This window comes from Kribbella endophytica, assembly GCF_054781295.1.
Genome location: NZ_BAAGUR010000001.1, coordinates 1,916,466 through 1,931,309 on the forward strand (window position 1 = coordinate 1,916,466; position 14,844 = coordinate 1,931,309).

Here is a 14,844-nt window from a genome sequence, read left to right on the forward strand (position 1 = left end):
CGACATCGTCGGGGCCGCCCTCCTCGTGGTGGCTGAGGATCCTCCTAGCCGGTTACTTCTGGGCCAGCTGCATCATCTGCTTCGGCATCACCGACATCTGCGCCGGCACCGGCGTCTTGCCCCGGACCAGTTCGAGCAGGCTGCCCGCGGCGCTCGCGATCGGCAGCGGCAGGGCCAGGCCCAGGGATGCCAGCAGCGCGTTCACGAGGGCCAGGACCGCACCCAGGATGTCGAGACCGGGCAGCGGCAGAGCCTTCCAGCCCTGGTTCGCAGCGCCCACAGCGGCCGACGTGCCGGTCGGCTGGGCCTGCTTCGCCTTGCCCTGACCCATCAGCGAGCTGAGTGCCAGTCCACTCGCCGCGTTGACGAACGACCCCGTCGACTCGTCGTAGTTCCACTTCTGCCCGTCGCCGTCCCGGCAGGGCAGCACCAGCACCGGTGCGTTCTTGGGCACCGTGACCAGGTCGGCCCCGGTGTCCAGGCAGGCGCCGCTCTTGGCAAGGGCGCCACCGACGCTCTTGCTCATCGCGACCTGCAGCTGGTTCTTTCCGGTGTAGACCCATTCCTGGGTCTTGCCCTCCTTGCCCGGAGCGCAGGCCATCATCACCGCCATCGGGATCTTCTCGGCGGCCACGAAGGTCAGGCAGTACCGCGTGTCGGCGCTGCTGGTGATCTGCTTCACCGCGCCGACCTCGACGATGCCCGGTGGGGCCGCCGTCGGGGCCGGTGCTGCGGCGCGGGCCGGCAGGGTGGTGGCCAGCGCGACGCTGACGGCCAGGACTGCGACACCGGTGCGACTGAGAATGCTACGGACGATCAAGACAACCTCCAGAGGTCGTGCCATCTCGCGGCGTCAGGTCGTCGGGACCCCGAGGCGCGGAGCGGGCCGGTTCCGGGAACCGCGGCAGCACCCCTTGCGCGTGGGGTGGTGCGACGGGTCTGTCCCCCGTGAGGAGGCGGTGTGGCCCGGAAGGCCGACGGTGACTCAACGCGACGTTGACGCCACGACCAGTAATGCACAGACCTCTGGATCGTGGTTACGGAGATCGGCCGGTACTTGATGCCATTGGCAACTAACTGCCAGGGCAAGGTTGTTGCGCAGGGCATCGAAATGCCGCTGCGTGCCGGTCGTGCGGCGGCTGTGCGGTGACCGCGTCACGACCGAGACAAACCGGCGTTCTGCGAAAGGACCTTCAGTTTCGCCCCGTCAGTGCGGCTGCCGGGTTTCGGGGCCCTCGGCAACGGTATGACGCTCCTCGGCCAGCCGCTCGTCGACCGGCGGTACGTCGGCCGGTACGTCGGCCGCGTGCTTCCCGGCGTGCGTGGTGTCGTCGGCGCCGACGGTCGTTGCGCTGTCAGGAGTCGTTGCGGTGTCCGGAGCCGTGGCGACCTGCTGGCGCAGCTCGCGGACCTCCTTGTGCCGGCGGTAGCCGCGACCGAGTCCCTTCTTCATCAGCCACAGACCGACGATCAGGACGGCGCCGGCGGCGGCGCCGAGGAAGAAGACGGTGGCCACGACGACGCCGAAGTCGACGCCGAAGACCTCCATCGTGGTCGAGGCGCCGGACGAGACCGCGACGCCGAGTCCGAACAGGACCGCGACGACGATCAGGACGATTCCGAGAACGGCCATGGTTTGCTGCCTCTCTTCCAGCAGCACCTGCTGGAGCCTTCAGGCCTCACTGCGGAGTAGTGCGGTGAGCAGCGCCACGGCGCCGCCCTTGTCGAGTGGGTTGTTCCCGTTCCCACATTTGGGCGACTGTACGCACGACGGGCATCCGTCCGTGCACTCACAGTGTGCTATCGCCTCCCGTGTCGCGGTCAACCACTCGCGCGCGGCGGCGTACCCGTGCTCGGCGAACCCGGCGCCGCCCGGGTGCCCGTCGTACACGAAGACGGTGAGCTGACCGGTGTCGGCGTGCTTGGCCGTCGACACTCCACCGATGTCCCAGCGGTCGCAGGTCGCGAACAGGGGGAGCAGCCCGATCGAGGCGTGCTCGGCCGCGTGCGCGGCCCCCGGTACGTCGTCCAGTCCGAGTGCGGCGACGGCGGTGTCCGGCATCGTCCACCAGACGGCCTTGGTCCGCAGCATCCGCTCGGGCAGGTCCAGCGGCTGCTCGTCCAGTACGTCGCCGGTGACCAGCTGCTTGCGCTGGAACGACACCACCTGGTTCGTCACCTGGACCCAGCCGCGGGACAGCTCCGCCGATCCCCAGGTCTCGGTCGCCTCGGTGGCCAGGATGTTGATCTCGGTGACGTCCCGGGCGAACGTCGTGTAGTCGGGCGAGGCCTGCTCGACGATCGCCGCGTGGTTCTCCAGGTCGAGCGTGCGGACCAGGTACGACTCACCGGCGTGCACGTAGACCGCACCCTCGTGCACCGACGCGTGGGCCGAGCCGCCGTCGACCGTCCCGAGCAGGCGACCGGTCTGGTCCTCGACGATCTGCACGGTCTTGCCGCCGGCCGAGCGGATGTCGATCGCGTCCACGGCCCGTTCCCGCCGGGTCCAGAACCAGCCGTGCGGCCGCTCGCGCAGCAGGCCCTGCCGGACGAGCTGAGCGATCACCGTCGGCGTCGTGGAGCCGAAGATCTCGTAGTCCGCGTCGGTCAGCGGCAGCTCCTGCGCCGCGGCGCACAGCTGCGGACCGAGCACGTACGGGTTCTCCGGGTTGAACACAGTCGCTTCGACCGGCCGTCCGAAGATCGCCTGCGGGTGCCGGACTAGATAGGTATCCAACGGATCATCCCGCGCGACCAGCAACGCCAGCGCGTCTCCACCAGCACGACCAGCCCGGCCTGCCTGCTGCCAGAGCGATGCGCGAGTGCCGGGCCAACCAGACAGCAGTACGGCGTCCAATCCGGCGATGTCGATGCCCAGCTCGAGTGCGTTGGTCGCGGCAACGCCGGTGAGCTCGCCGCTCTGCAGCATGCTCTCCAGCCGGCGCCGCTCCTCCGGCAGATAGCCCGCCCGGTACGCCGACACCTGCTCCGCCAGCGCCGGGTCGACCTCGGCCAGGTTGTCCCGGGCCGTCATCGCCACCTGTTCGGCTCCGCGCCGGGAGCGGACGAAGGCAACAGTGCGAACACCGGAGATCACCAGGTCGGTCAGCAGCTCCGCGACCTCGGCCGGGGCGGACCGTCGTACCGGTGCTCCGTTCTCTCCGCGCAGCGAGGTCAGCGGCGGCTCCCACAGGCCGAAGGAGATGCCGCCGCGCGGAGAGCCGTCGTCGAGCACCTCGACCATCGGCAGGCCGGTCAGCCGCTCGCCGGACACGGCGGGCTCGGCAACAGTTGCCGAAGCGCAGATGAAGATCGGGTGGGCGCCGTACTGCGCGCAGACCCTCCGCAGCCGACGCAGTACGCCGGCGACGTGGGCGCCGAAGACCCCGCGGTAGTGGTGGCACTCGTCCACCACGACGTACTGCAGACAGCCCAGGAACCTGGCCCAGCGCTGGTGGTTCGGCAGCAGCGACCGGTGGAGCATGTCCGGATTGCTCAGCACGTACGTCGCGTGGTCGCGGGCCCAGTCGCGCTCGGTCCGCTCGGAGTCGCCGTCCAGTGTGGTCGCGCGCAGGCCCTCGACCTTGTACTGCGACAGCGCGCGCAGCTGGTCGTGGGCCAGCGCCTTCGTCGGCGACAGGTAGAGCACCGAGGCGGCCCGCCGATGCGGTGACGCGGCATGCGCGATGCTCAGCGTCGCGAACGACGGCAACAGATAGCCGAGCGACTTGCCGGACGCCGTGCCGGTGGCAACGACGACGTGCTTACCGCTGTACGCCGCTTCGGCGGTGGCGACCTGGTGGATCCACGGACTGTTGACCCCGGCATCGGCCAGCTGACTCAGCACCTCGGGCGGGACCCAGCGTGGCCACTCACCCGTCCGGCCGGTCCTCGGCGGTACCTGCTCGACATGAGTGAGTCGGTCGATGCGGTCTGGACCGGAGGCGAGTCTTTTCAGCACGACCGCTGCCTCACCACTCATGCCGACGAGCCTAGCCCTCCCGGTACGGCGCGGGGAAAGGACCGTCAAGCGATGCACGAGCGAACGCCGCCGCCGGATGCACGCGGCTTTTCGCCCAGGTAGGTCGACGCGGCACGCACCGGGATGAAAGAGTTTTGCACGCGGCCCTACTCACGGTCCGTACATGGTTGAATGCAACGGTTCACGGGATCGGAGGCCGAAGTGGATCTGTCGCTGACGACGCGTCATGAGGGCGGGCGCACCGTCGTCGAGGTGGGTGGGGAGATCGACGTCTACACCGCGCCGAAGCTGCGCGAGACGATCGTCTCGCTGGTCGACGCGGGGCAGTACGACCTGGTCGTCGACCTGGAAAGAGTGGAGTTCCTGGACTCCACCGGGCTCGGCGTACTGGTCGGAGGACTCAAACGGGTGCGGACCCACGACGGGTCGCTGTCACTGGTCTGCACGCAGGAACGACTGCTGAAGATCTTCCGCATCACCGGCCTGACCAAGGTTTTCGAGATCCACCCGGACGTCGCCTCGGCGATCTGACCGGTCCGAAAAGGTGTCCTCGTCACTACCGTCGGTGACGTTTCCGCCTGTGGTCACAGGTGTTGCGTAGACCACCCTGTCAGCAGGTCTGGTCGAAGACCCGTTAGAGTGACCCACCGCGCCAGGTGATTTGGCGTTGTTTCGTATTCCCCAACCCTTCGGTTGCGGCAGGACGGGGGCCGTCATGCCCTGAGGGTTGCCTACAAGGAGGACGGATGTCCGCGCTTTCAGTACAAGCGGTGGATCTGTCGTCGAGCAACACCACGCTGGTCATCGTCGTCGGTGTGATCGCGGTCCTCGCGGTCGCGATCGCGATGGTGTTCCGCAGCCAGGTGCTTGCCGCGAACGATGGCACCGAGAACATGAAGACGATCGCCCTGGCGGTGCAGGAAGGCGCTTCGGCGTACCTGTCCCGGCAGTTCAGGACCCTGTCGGTCTTCGCCGTGGTGGCGTTCCTGCTGCTGTTCCTGCTGCCGGTGCACAGCGACGGCGGCAACGAGACCACGCTGAAGATCTTCCGGTCGGTCTTCTTCCTGGTCGGTGCGGGCTTCTCCGCCGCCATCGGCTACCTGGGCATGTGGCTCGCGACCCGGGCCAACGTCCGCGTCGCCGCCGCCGCACGGGACGAAGGACGCGAGCCCGCCATGCGCGTCGCGTTCCGGACCGGTGGAACGGTCGGAATGGCGACCGTGGGCCTCGGCCTGTTCGGTGCGGCCCTGGTGGTGCTGCTCTTCAAGGGTGACGCCCCGACCGTGCTCGAGGGCTTCGGCTTCGGTGCCGCCATGCTCGCCATGTTCATGCGCGTCGGCGGTGGCATCTTCACCAAGGCCGCAGACGTCGGCGCGGACCTGGTCGGCAAGGTCGAGCAGAACATCCCCGAGGACGACCCCCGCAACGCGGCGACGATCGCCGACAACGTGGGCGACAACGTCGGTGACTGCGCCGGTATGGCCGCGGACCTGTTCGAGTCGTACGCCGTCATGCTGGTCGCCTCGCTGATCCTGGGCAAGGCCGCCTTCGGCGAGCAGGGCCTGATCTTCCCGCTGATCGTGCCGGCCATCGGTGCCGTCACCGCGGTCATCGGCGTCTTCCTGACCAAGCCGCGGGCCGGCGAGAACGGTCTGAAGACGATCAACCGGGCGTTCTACATCTCCGCCGCGTTCTCGGCGGTGCTGTGTGCGATCGCCGCGTTCACCTACCTGCCGAGCTCGTTCGGCGACCTGACCGGCGCGACCGAGAAGATCGCCGCGCAGGACGGTGACCCCCGGGTCATCGCCACCGTCTCGGTGATCATCGGCATCGTGCTGGCCGCGATCATCCTGGCGCTGACCGGCTACTTCACCGGCACCGAGGACAAGCCGGTCAAGGACGTCGGCAAGTCGTCGCTGACCGGTGCCGCGACCGTCATCCTGTCGGGCATCGCGGTCGGCTTCGAGTCGGCCGTCTACACCGCTCTGGTGATCGCCGCCGCTGTCTACGGCGCCTTCCTGGTCGGTGGCTCCGGCGTGCTCGCGCTGTTCGCGATCGCGCTGGCCGGTGGCGGTCTGCTGACCACCGTCGGCGTCATCGTCGCGATGGACACCTTCGGTCCGGTCTCCGACAACGCGCAGGGCATCGCCGAGATGTCCGGCGACGTGGACGGCGACGCGGCCCAGATCCTGACCGAGCTGGACGCCGTCGGCAACACCACCAAGGCGATCACCAAGGGCATCGCGATCGCCACCGCCGTACTGGCGGCGACCGCGCTGTTCGGTTCCTACACGGACTCGATCTACGCGGTGCTGAACGACGCCGGCGACGCCGCGTTCAACACCGACGCGCTGGTCTTCGACCCGTCCACGCTGGTCGGCCTGATCATCGGTGCGGCCGTCGTCTTCATGTTCTCCGGGCTGCTGGTCAACGCCGTCGGCCGCGCCGCCGGTGCGGTCGTCTACGAGGTCCGTCGCCAGTTCCGCGACATCCCCGGGATCATGGAAGGCACCGGCAAGCCGGAGTACGGCAAGGTCGTGGACATCTGCACCCGCGACTCGCTGCGTGAGCTGGCGACCCCGGGTCTGCTCGCGATCGCGGCCCCGATCGCCGTCGGCTTCGGCCTCGGCGCCTCGGCGCTGGCCGGCTACCTGGCCGGTGCGATCGCGTCCGGCACGCTGATGGCGGTGTTCCTGGCCAACTCCGGTGGCGCCTGGGACAACGCGAAGAAGCTGGTCGAGGACGGCAACCACGGCGGCAAGGGTTCGCCGGCGCACGAGGCCACCATCATCGGTGACACCGTGGGCGACCCGTTCAAGGACACCGCCGGTCCGGCCATCAACCCGCTGATCAAGGTGATGAACCTGGTCTCGGTGCTGATCGCCCCGGCCGTGGTCGGCATGTCGAGCATCGGCGAGGACACCAACACCCCGCTGCGGATCGCGATCGCGGTGGTGGCCCTGGTCATCATCGTCGCGGCCGTGGTCGTGTCCAAGCGGCGCGAGTCGGTCATCTCCGACACCCCGGCGGAAGCCAACATCGCCGCCTGATCCACCCGCACCACCGCAACGGCCCGCCGGAGTTCTCCGGCGGGCCGTTGTGCTGTGTGGCAAAGCCTTTGCCTGGCTGTGTAGCTAAGCCTTTGCCTGAAAGGGCAGCCAAGTTCCGGAGTACGCCGTCAAGTGGCGGTGACTCCCGGTCTTTCGTCTCCGGCGCGTCGACTTTCGGCTGATGCCCCACGACCCCGTCGTACGGGATGCTCAGGGGGACGGTCAGGGACTTGCCCGATGGCTGCCGGGCCGATGGAACGGAAGACTCCATCCCCAGGTGGACACACCGGATCCGTCCCGGGTCCGATGCGACCGGGGGTCCCCGGCTCGATACTGAGATGGACTGCCCGCCCTGACATCCGGCGCGCTACCGAACGAGGAGTACGGCGATGATCGAGGCACAGAGCCTCACCAAGCGATACGGCGTAACCGTTGCCGTTGACAACCTGTCCTTCGAGGTGAAACCCGGCAAGGTGACCGGCTTCCTCGGCCCCAACGGGGCCGGCAAGTCGACCACCATGCGGATGATCCTCGGGCTCGACACCCCCACCTCCGGCGACGTCCGGATCGACGGCCAGCACTACGTCGACCTGAAGCAGCCGCTGCGCAAGGTCGGCGCCCTGCTGGACGCCAAGTGGGTGCACCCGAACCGCTCCGCCCGGTCCCACCTGGCCTGGATGGCGGCGTCGAACAAGCTGCCGCGGCAGCGGGTCGACGAGGTGCTCGACATCGTCGGTCTGACCGAGGTGGCCGGCAAGCGCGCCGGTGCCTACTCGCTCGGCATGTCCCAGCGGCTCGGCATCGCCGGCGCCCTGCTGGGCGACCCGGAGATCCTGCTCTTCGACGAGCCGGTCAACGGCCTCGACCCCGAGGGCATCGTCTGGATCCGCAAGTTCATGCACCGGCTGGCCGAGGAAGGCCGGACGGTCTTCGTCTCCAGCCACCTGCTGTCGGAGATGGCGCTGACGGCCGAGGAACTGGTCGTCATCGGCAAGGGCCGGCTGATCTCCCAGACCACCACCAAGGAGTTCGTCGACCAGGCGAGCGGCAACACCATCAAGGTCCGCAGCCCGCAGCTCGACCAGCTGCAGGACGTGCTGCAGCAGGGCAGCCTGGCGACCCGCATCGAGGACGTCAAGGACGAGGGCAAGGTCCTGTTCGTCGACGGTCAGGTGACCACCGACCAGGTCGGTGAGGCCGCCGCGGCCGCGGGCATCGTGCTGCACGAGCTGACGCCGCAGCGCGGCTCGCTCGAGCAAGCCTTCATGCAGATGACCGGCGACTCGGTCCAGTACCACGCGCACGACTCGCTCGAGGCCCAGGTGGCACCGCCGGTGCCGCCGGCCGAGGTCGTCGTGGCGGAAGAGGAGAAGAACTGATGTCCCTCGTCACCGTTGAGCGGATCAAGCTCTTCAGCACCCGGTCGCCCTGGTGGTGCCTGGCGCTCGCGCTCGTGCTGGCCGACGGCTTCATCACGCTCGGCTTCATCTTCACCCCGGACAACATCAGCCGGGACTTCCGGCCGGTCGACACCCAGGGCACGTACCTGTTCGGCATGATCGTGATGATGGTGATGGCCACCCTCGCGGTCACCACCGAGTACCGGTTCGGCACCGTCCGGACGAGCTTCCTGTCGGCGCCGAAGCGGACGCCCCTGCTGCTGGCCAAGACCCTGGTCGCGGCCGTGCTGAGCGGCGTCGTCGGCCTGATCAGCGCGTTCGGTGCGCTGCTGCTCGGCAAGCTGCTGGTCCCGGACGCCGACCTGGCGCTGAACAGCGCTGCCGACTGGCGCGGCGTGCTCGGCGTCGCCCCGGTCTACTTCCTGGCCGCGATCTTCGCGGTCGCGATCGGCATCCTGATCCGGCAGAGCGCCGGCGCGCTGGCGATCGTGATCTGCTGGCCCCTGCTGCTCGAGGGCATCGGCCTGGCGATCCCGAAGGTCGGCGAGTTCATCGGCGACTGGGGCCCGTTCTCCCGGGTCAGCTGGTTCCTGAACGGTGACCAGGGCGCGGTCCCCGGCGGTGGCGAGTCCACCTCGGTGATGTCGCCGGGCTGGTCGCTCGTGTACTTCGCCGCCTGGGCCATCGGCCTGCTGGTGGTCGCTCTGGTCGTCGCCAAGAAGCGCGACGCGTAGTACCCCTAGACGGCCGCCGGATCAGGGGACCCGGCGGCCTGCCACCCGGCCAGGCTGAGGGGTCTTGGCCGAACAGCCCGTGGAGTGTCCGCGACAACGGACACCCCACGGGCTGGTTGTCTGTTCGGGGTCTGAGTAGCGGCGTGGTTGCTGATTCGTTAGGTTCCCTCTCATGACCGACTGGGCGCGGGTGCGTGCTGAGGGTTTCGAGGTACCGGCTGATCGTCGGTTGACCGACTTGGTCGCGGAGCTGTCGGGGCTGCTGCGGTCCCCGGACCCGGTGGTGCGGGACGGGCAGGCGTACTCGATCCTGGCGACCTGGATCGCCAAGGGCGTGCTCGGGCCGGAGCTGCTGCGGGCGCTCGGCGACGAGATGGCCGGCCGGTTCAACGACGCCGAGATCCAGGCCCGGACGTTCGCGCCGCTGATCCTCGACTCGATCGTGTCGGTCGGAATCTTCGAGCCGAGCTGGGTCCCACCGTTCGAGCGCTGGTACGTCGCGGAGGAGGACCTGCGCGGGTACGACGCGAAGCTCGGCTGGCTGCACGCCGTCGCGCACGGCGCCGACCTGCTCGGCACACTCGGGCGGTTCCCGGAGGTGGAGCCGGTGGAGATGCTCCGGCTCGGCATCGGGCGCATCCTGACCCCGACGGACTACGTGCTGCGGGATCTCGAGGACGACCGGCTGGGCCACGCACTGGCGGTCACGCTGACCCGCGCCGACCTGCTCGAGACCGACGCGACCGTCTGGCTCGACCCGACCGGCCGGGCGCTGGGCAGTCCGCCGCCGGACGGCGTCCGCCCGGAGGTCACCAACACGATGCGCACGCTGCGAGCTGCCTACGTACTGGTCGACCAAGGCGTACGGATCGGCGACGCCGTGCACCAGGTCCCGCACCGCGACCTGGTCCGGGCCAAGCTCGCCGAGGTCCTGCGGATGGCAACGCCCTACTTCCTGTGACGGCTGTTCGCGACAACTACGTCCGGGTCGCCGAGGCGTACGACGGCAGGTGGGCCGACGTGCTCGCCGTCCACGCCAGAGCGGTCGCCGATCGGCTGCCGCTGACCAGTGCGCGCCGCGTGGCCGAGCTGGGCTGCGGACCGGGCCGCCTGCTGGGCCACCTGGCCACGCTGGCGCCCCAGGCCCGTGTGGTCGGCGCAGACCTCACCGAAGCGATGATCCGGCGCGCACCGGCCCAGTACGGGCGTGTGGTGGCCGACGTACAGGCTCTGCCGTTCGCTGCTGGGTCGCTGGACGCTGTGGTGATGCCGTTCGTCCTGTTCCACCTCCCTGACCTGCCGCGCGGTCTGTCGGCCGTACGACGGGCGCTGGCGACCGGTGGTTCGTTCGGCGCGACCACCTGGTCCGGGCACGACCCGCACCCGGCGTACGACGTGTGGGTCCGGGTGATCAACGAGTACGACGCTCCGCTGGACCCGTCGCCGCAGATGCCGTCCAACGACGTGACGTCGGACCCGGAGAAGCTCGCGGCGGCACTGGTCGCAGCCGGCTTCGGTCAGGTGGACGTGACGGTCGAGCACTTCCGTCGCGAGGTGACGGCCGCCGACTTCCTGGCCCACTCGCGGGTGATCGGGTCGATGGCCCGCAGGCTCGACCTGCTGCCGCCTGAGCGTCGTACGGCGTGCTTGGCGGCGGCCGAGCGAGCCCTGGCCGAGCTGGAGCCGGCGGACTTCGTCGAGTCGGGCACCATCCTCTACAGCACCGCCCGGGCCGCTTGAGCGAGGATGGGTCCATGAGTGACCTGTCGAGTGGTCTGGTGGATCGGCTGCGTGGACTGTTCGAGACGGCGGACTACACCGTCGAAGGCGTCGCCGAGCGGCTGGGCAGCCGGGCCAACGCGGCGTTGGGGCGTAACGAGACCACGCTGGCGTACCGGCAGACCAGCGGTGGCGACACGCTCGACACTTTGATCCGGCTGTTCCTCCTGCAGCGGCCGGTGCCTGGATCGCTGCTGGACAAGGAGATCCTGCCGGATTTGATTGCCCTGGGCATCGTTATTGCCGAGGGGGGCGAGATCCGCGCAGCGATCGACATCCGGCCGTACGCCGAGGATGACCGCGCTTGGTGGGTCGTCGCCGACCCGACGCCCGGACTGGACGGCCGGCGGGCGCCGATGCGGTCCGACTACGTGCTCGGGATCGCTCCGGCCAGCCTGAGCCTGGTGAAGCTGACCGTGCCGCTGAAGGTCGAGAGCGCGCTCGACCTGGGTACCGGCTGCGGCATCCAGGCGCTGCACCTGTCCGACCGCGCGAACCGCATCGTCGCCACCGACGTGAACCCGCGGGCCCTGCAGCTGACGCGCTGGACGGCTGCGCTCAACCGGGTCGAGCTGGACGTCCGTGATGGGTCGCTGTACGAGCCGGTGGCGGATCAGCGGTTCGACCTGATCGTCAGCAACCCGCCGTACGTGATTGCTCCGCCCAGCGACGGCAAGCTGACCTACCGCGAGACCGGGTTCGCCGGGGACGCTGTGGTCGAGCAGCTGGTCCGGCAGGCGCCGCAGCACCTCACTGAGGGCGGCTGGTGCCAGCTGCTGGCCAACTGGACCTGTGTGCGCGGCCAGGACTGGCAGGACCGCATCGCTAGCTGGACTGGCGACCGGTCCAGCTGGGCCGTACAGCGCGAGCAGCTGGACCCGGCGGAGTACGTCGAGCTGTGGCTGCGCGACGCTGGCCTGCACGGCCGGCCGGAGTACACCCAGCGGTACGACGAGTGGCTCGCCTGGCTGGACGACCAGCAGGTCGAGGCGATCGGTATGGGCTGGATCAACCTGCACAACGTCACCGGTACGACGTACGCCGAGCCCTGGCCGTACGAGATCGAGCAGCCGATCGGCCCGCACGTGCTCCACCGCTTCGAGCGCCAGGAAGGGCTGCCCGACGACCTGACCGGCCTGTACCTGAAGCTGGCCGAGGACGTCGTCCAGGAGACCGCAGGCCCGCCCGGCGCGGACGACCCGGCCACCATCGTGCTGCGCCGCCAACGCGGCATGCGCCGCGCCGAACAGGCCGACACCGTCCTGGCCGGCTTCGTCGGCGCCTGCGACGGCGACCTCGGCGTCGGCCAGATCCTCGACGCCCTGGGCACGATCCTCGACCGGGACAACCTGCACGCCGAGTACCTGCCACAGATCAGAAACCTCGTAGTGGAAGGCTTCCTGGACTACTGATCCGCGAAGTCGACGTCCTCGGCGGTCAGCCCGGGCAGCCAGACGCCGCGGATGTCGTCCACCATCTCCAGCAGGACAGCCTGCGCCCGGCCGAAGCCGGCGGAGAACCCCTGCCCGTAGCTGCTGCCGTGCGCTCCGGTCGGCGCCATGGTCCTGGCCAGCTGGTCGACCTCGGCGGCCAGCTCCGCCCGGGCCTGCAGCCGCTCGGGGGTCGGGTCCCAGTCCAGCCGGATCGTCTGCTCGAGCTCCCACAGCCGCTGCAGCTGCCGGCGCAGCTCGTCACGGTCGGCGATCATCTGGGCCGGCAGCGGCAGGCTCATCACGATCCCAGCGACCTGGACGGGCGTCGCGGGACCGCACTCGCCCAGTGCCGCGGTCAACAGCTGGTCGACCGTCGCGAAAGGATCTGGGTCGGGCACGATCACGTGGTGGGCGGGCCGGGTCAGGGTCGCGGTTCCGGGCTGGGGCTCGACCGAGGGTTTGTCGGCCAGGGAGTCCCGGTGCCAGTCCCTGAGCCGGACCGCGGCGGACCGCAGGCCGGCTCGCCGGCCGTGGGCGAACTCGGTGCCGCCGGAGACTCTGATCGACAGCACCCGGTCGGCCGCCTCGGCGAGCGCCTCCTCGAAGGACGTCGCCGACGACGGGAGCAGCCCGCGCTCGAGAAACGCGTGCACCTTCGCGGCCAGCGGAGTGACCGCCTCCAGCGCGTCCCTGACCTCGGCCCACTCGTACAGCCCGGGGATGTTCGAGCAGACACGGTTCGCCAGCCAGTCGACGTAGTCCTGCTCCTGCGGGCGCTGGTACAGCGAGTAGGCGATCTCGGTGAAGTGGGGGAGCAGTTCGGCGCGGAGGCGGGCCGGTAGGACCATGCCGAAGACCCTAGAGCCTGGGCGAGCTGTGGCGAGGGGCGTGACAGATACCGGTCAGCGCCGACGGCGCTTCTCGGCGTACATGCGGCGGTCGGCCTCGGTGAGGAGCTCGGTGATCGGGACGCCGTCGGTGCTGGAGGCCTGGCCGATGCTGAGGCGGAGCATGGCGAACCAGGGCTCGGCGGCGCTCGCCGCGATGCGTTCGGCGGCGGTGCGGATGCGTTCGACCAGTTCGCGGGCGCCGCGCTCGTCGGGGTTGTCGAGGACGACGACGAACTCGTCGCCGCCGGCGCGAACCACGACGTCCTCGGCGCGGGACTGCTCGGCGAGCAGCTGGGCGACGCGGCGCAGCACCTCGTCGCCGGAGGCATGGCCGTGGCTGTCGTTGACGACCTTGAGGTTGTCGACGTCGATCGCGATCACGGCGATCGAGCGGCCGGAGTCCAGCGCGGCGCTCATCCGCTCGTCCAGGGCCCGTCGGTTGCCGACGCCGGTCAGCGGGTCCTCCCGCGCGGCACGCCACTCGGCGTCGTGCCGGATCGACAGCTCGTGCGTCGCGAGAGCGCTTCGTACGGCGTACAGGCCGCGCAGGCGCTCGGCCCACCAGCCCCTGGTGATCGCTCGCGCGTACTGCAGGCCGGCAACAGCACCCGCATCACCCGACTCAGCAACGATCTGTACGCCGGTGTGCCGGACCAGTGCCTCGACCGGCGGGTCCGACGTCGGCGGCAGATCGGTGCCGGCCTGTGCGGCCGCCTCGATCGCGTTGTCGTGCTGTCCGAGGGCCGCGTACGTCTTGGCCAGGTAGGCCCCGGCGATCGCGGCCAGTTCCAGGTCGCCGAGCTTGGCGAGCTGGTCCCTGCAGTCCTTGAGGATCACCGCCGCCTCGGTCGGCTCGGCGTCGGAGTTGCTCGCCGCCAGCCACATCCGCCCGGCCATCGGCCAGTAGCCCAGCAGGTCCGCGCTGACGATCGCCTGGTTCGCGTCGGCCGCCCAGCGCCGGGCCTCGGAGCGCCGCAGCGCGATCTGCTCGTCGTACGACGAATCGCCCAGCCGCTCCATCTCGTGGGCCCAGCGCAGGTTGGACTCGGCCAGGTTGAGCCGGTCGATCACCGGAGCCTCCGGCAGCCCGAGCGGATCGCTGACGGTCGCCGCGGCCTCCTCGAAGTGCGGGATGCACAGCTCGAACAGCCTGAGCAGGTCGTAGGCGTAGCCGAGTCCGGTGTGGGCCCAGCTGGCCAGTCCGGCGTCGTGCGTGCGGGACAGGGCGTTCTCGGCCGCGACCAGGTCGGTGACCGAGTCACCGCCCTCACCGGTCCGGATCAGCGTCACGATCCGCAGCGCCAGCGCGTTCGCCTCCCAGCCGGGCTCGTCGATCGTGCGGGCGATCCGGATGCAGCCGTCGACCGCGTCCAGCGCCTCCTCGGCGTCGGTGCCGTGATGGGCCGCGACAGCACGGACGTACTCGGCCGCGGCGCGCTCCGCCGTCGGTTCCGGTCCGAGCTCGGTCAGCAGCCGGCGGATCTCCAGCATCGCCTCGGCCGGACTGCCCGACTGGGCGCGCGCCATCGCCTTGGCGATCCGCGCGGTCACCCCCGACGTCTCCCGCACCCACCCT

General features: G+C 69.8%; 12 protein-coding genes. 7 read left to right on the plus strand and 5 right to left on the minus strand.

Going from position 1 to position 14,844, the window contains the following annotated elements; genetic code table 11:
* Window positions 1-52 precede the first annotated feature (52 nt).
* The 3 genes from ACYVIO_RS09195 to ACYVIO_RS09205 all read right to left on the minus strand — a co-directional run bounded on the left by ACYVIO_RS09195 (window position 53) and on the right by ACYVIO_RS09205 (window position 3,982).
* Window positions 53-820, minus strand: coding sequence for a ricin-type beta-trefoil lectin domain protein (locus tag ACYVIO_RS09195; protein ID WP_460650233.1), 768 nt, complete (start codon window positions 818-820; stop codon window positions 53-55).
* A gap of 387 nt (window positions 821-1,207) precedes the next feature.
* The gene (locus ACYVIO_RS09200) at window positions 1,208-1,633 is read right to left on the minus strand and encodes a hypothetical protein (RefSeq protein ID WP_460650234.1); all 426 of its coding nucleotides are present in this window, start codon (window positions 1,631-1,633) and stop codon (window positions 1,208-1,210) included.
* Between the two features lie 39 nt (window positions 1,634-1,672).
* Window positions 1,673-3,982 carry a DEAD/DEAH box helicase gene (locus tag ACYVIO_RS09205; RefSeq protein ID WP_460650235.1) on the minus strand — a complete coding sequence of 770 codons (2,310 nt, stop codon included), beginning with the start codon at window positions 3,980-3,982 and terminating at the stop codon, window positions 1,673-1,675.
* A 171-nt stretch (window positions 3,983-4,153) separates the two neighbouring features.
* Between ACYVIO_RS09205 and ACYVIO_RS09210 the strand changes: the two genes are divergently transcribed.
* The 7 genes from ACYVIO_RS09210 (at window position 4,154) to ACYVIO_RS09240 (ending at window position 12,357) form a co-directional block, all read left to right on the plus strand.
* Window positions 4,154-4,513 carry an STAS domain-containing protein gene (locus ACYVIO_RS09210; protein ID WP_460650236.1) on the plus strand — a complete coding sequence of 120 codons (360 nt, stop codon included), beginning with the start codon at window positions 4,154-4,156 and terminating at the stop codon, window positions 4,511-4,513.
* A gap of 215 nt (window positions 4,514-4,728) precedes the next feature.
* The gene (locus ACYVIO_RS09215; RefSeq protein WP_460650237.1) at window positions 4,729-7,032 is read left to right on the plus strand and encodes a sodium-translocating pyrophosphatase; all 2,304 of its coding nucleotides are present in this window, start codon (window positions 4,729-4,731) and stop codon (window positions 7,030-7,032) included.
* 389 nt (window positions 7,033-7,421) lie between these two features.
* Window positions 7,422-8,411, plus strand: coding sequence for an ABC transporter ATP-binding protein (locus tag ACYVIO_RS09220; protein ID WP_460650238.1), 990 nt, complete (start codon window positions 7,422-7,424; stop codon window positions 8,409-8,411).
* Window positions 8,411-9,166: an ABC-2 transporter permease gene (locus tag ACYVIO_RS09225; RefSeq protein ID WP_460650239.1), complete on the plus strand. Its 756-nt coding sequence runs from the start codon at window positions 8,411-8,413 to the stop codon at window positions 9,164-9,166. Before ACYVIO_RS09220 ends, ACYVIO_RS09225 begins: the two co-directional genes overlap by 1 nt.
* Before the next feature lie 172 nt (window positions 9,167-9,338).
* Window positions 9,339-10,127 (plus strand): DUF2785 domain-containing protein, encoded by a 789-nt coding sequence (locus ACYVIO_RS09230; RefSeq protein ID WP_460650240.1) that lies wholly within the window; start codon window positions 9,339-9,341, stop codon window positions 10,125-10,127.
* Window positions 10,124-10,906, plus strand: a complete 783-nt coding sequence (locus tag ACYVIO_RS09235; RefSeq protein ID WP_460650241.1) for a class I SAM-dependent methyltransferase — start codon at window positions 10,124-10,126, stop codon at window positions 10,904-10,906. The genes ACYVIO_RS09230 and ACYVIO_RS09235 overlap by 4 nt, the downstream gene beginning before the upstream one ends.
* A 14-nt stretch (window positions 10,907-10,920) precedes the next feature.
* On the plus strand, window positions 10,921-12,357 hold the full coding sequence (locus tag ACYVIO_RS09240; protein ID WP_460650242.1) for a DUF7059 domain-containing protein: 1,437 nt from the start codon (window positions 10,921-10,923) through the stop codon (window positions 12,355-12,357).
* Here the strand turns inward: ACYVIO_RS09240 and ACYVIO_RS09245 are convergent.
* Together ACYVIO_RS09245 and ACYVIO_RS09250 are read right to left on the minus strand one after the other, a co-directional pair.
* A complete protein-coding gene (locus tag ACYVIO_RS09245) occupies window positions 12,351-13,226 on the minus strand; it encodes a hypothetical protein (RefSeq protein WP_460650243.1) in 876 nt (291 codons plus the stop codon). The genes ACYVIO_RS09240 and ACYVIO_RS09245 overlap by 7 nt on opposite strands.
* Before the next feature lie 54 nt (window positions 13,227-13,280).
* Window positions 13,281-14,837 carry a GGDEF domain-containing protein gene (locus ACYVIO_RS09250; RefSeq protein WP_460650244.1) on the minus strand — a complete coding sequence of 519 codons (1,557 nt, stop codon included), beginning with the start codon at window positions 14,835-14,837 and terminating at the stop codon, window positions 13,281-13,283.
* Between the last annotated feature and the right edge of the window lie 7 nt (window positions 14,838-14,844).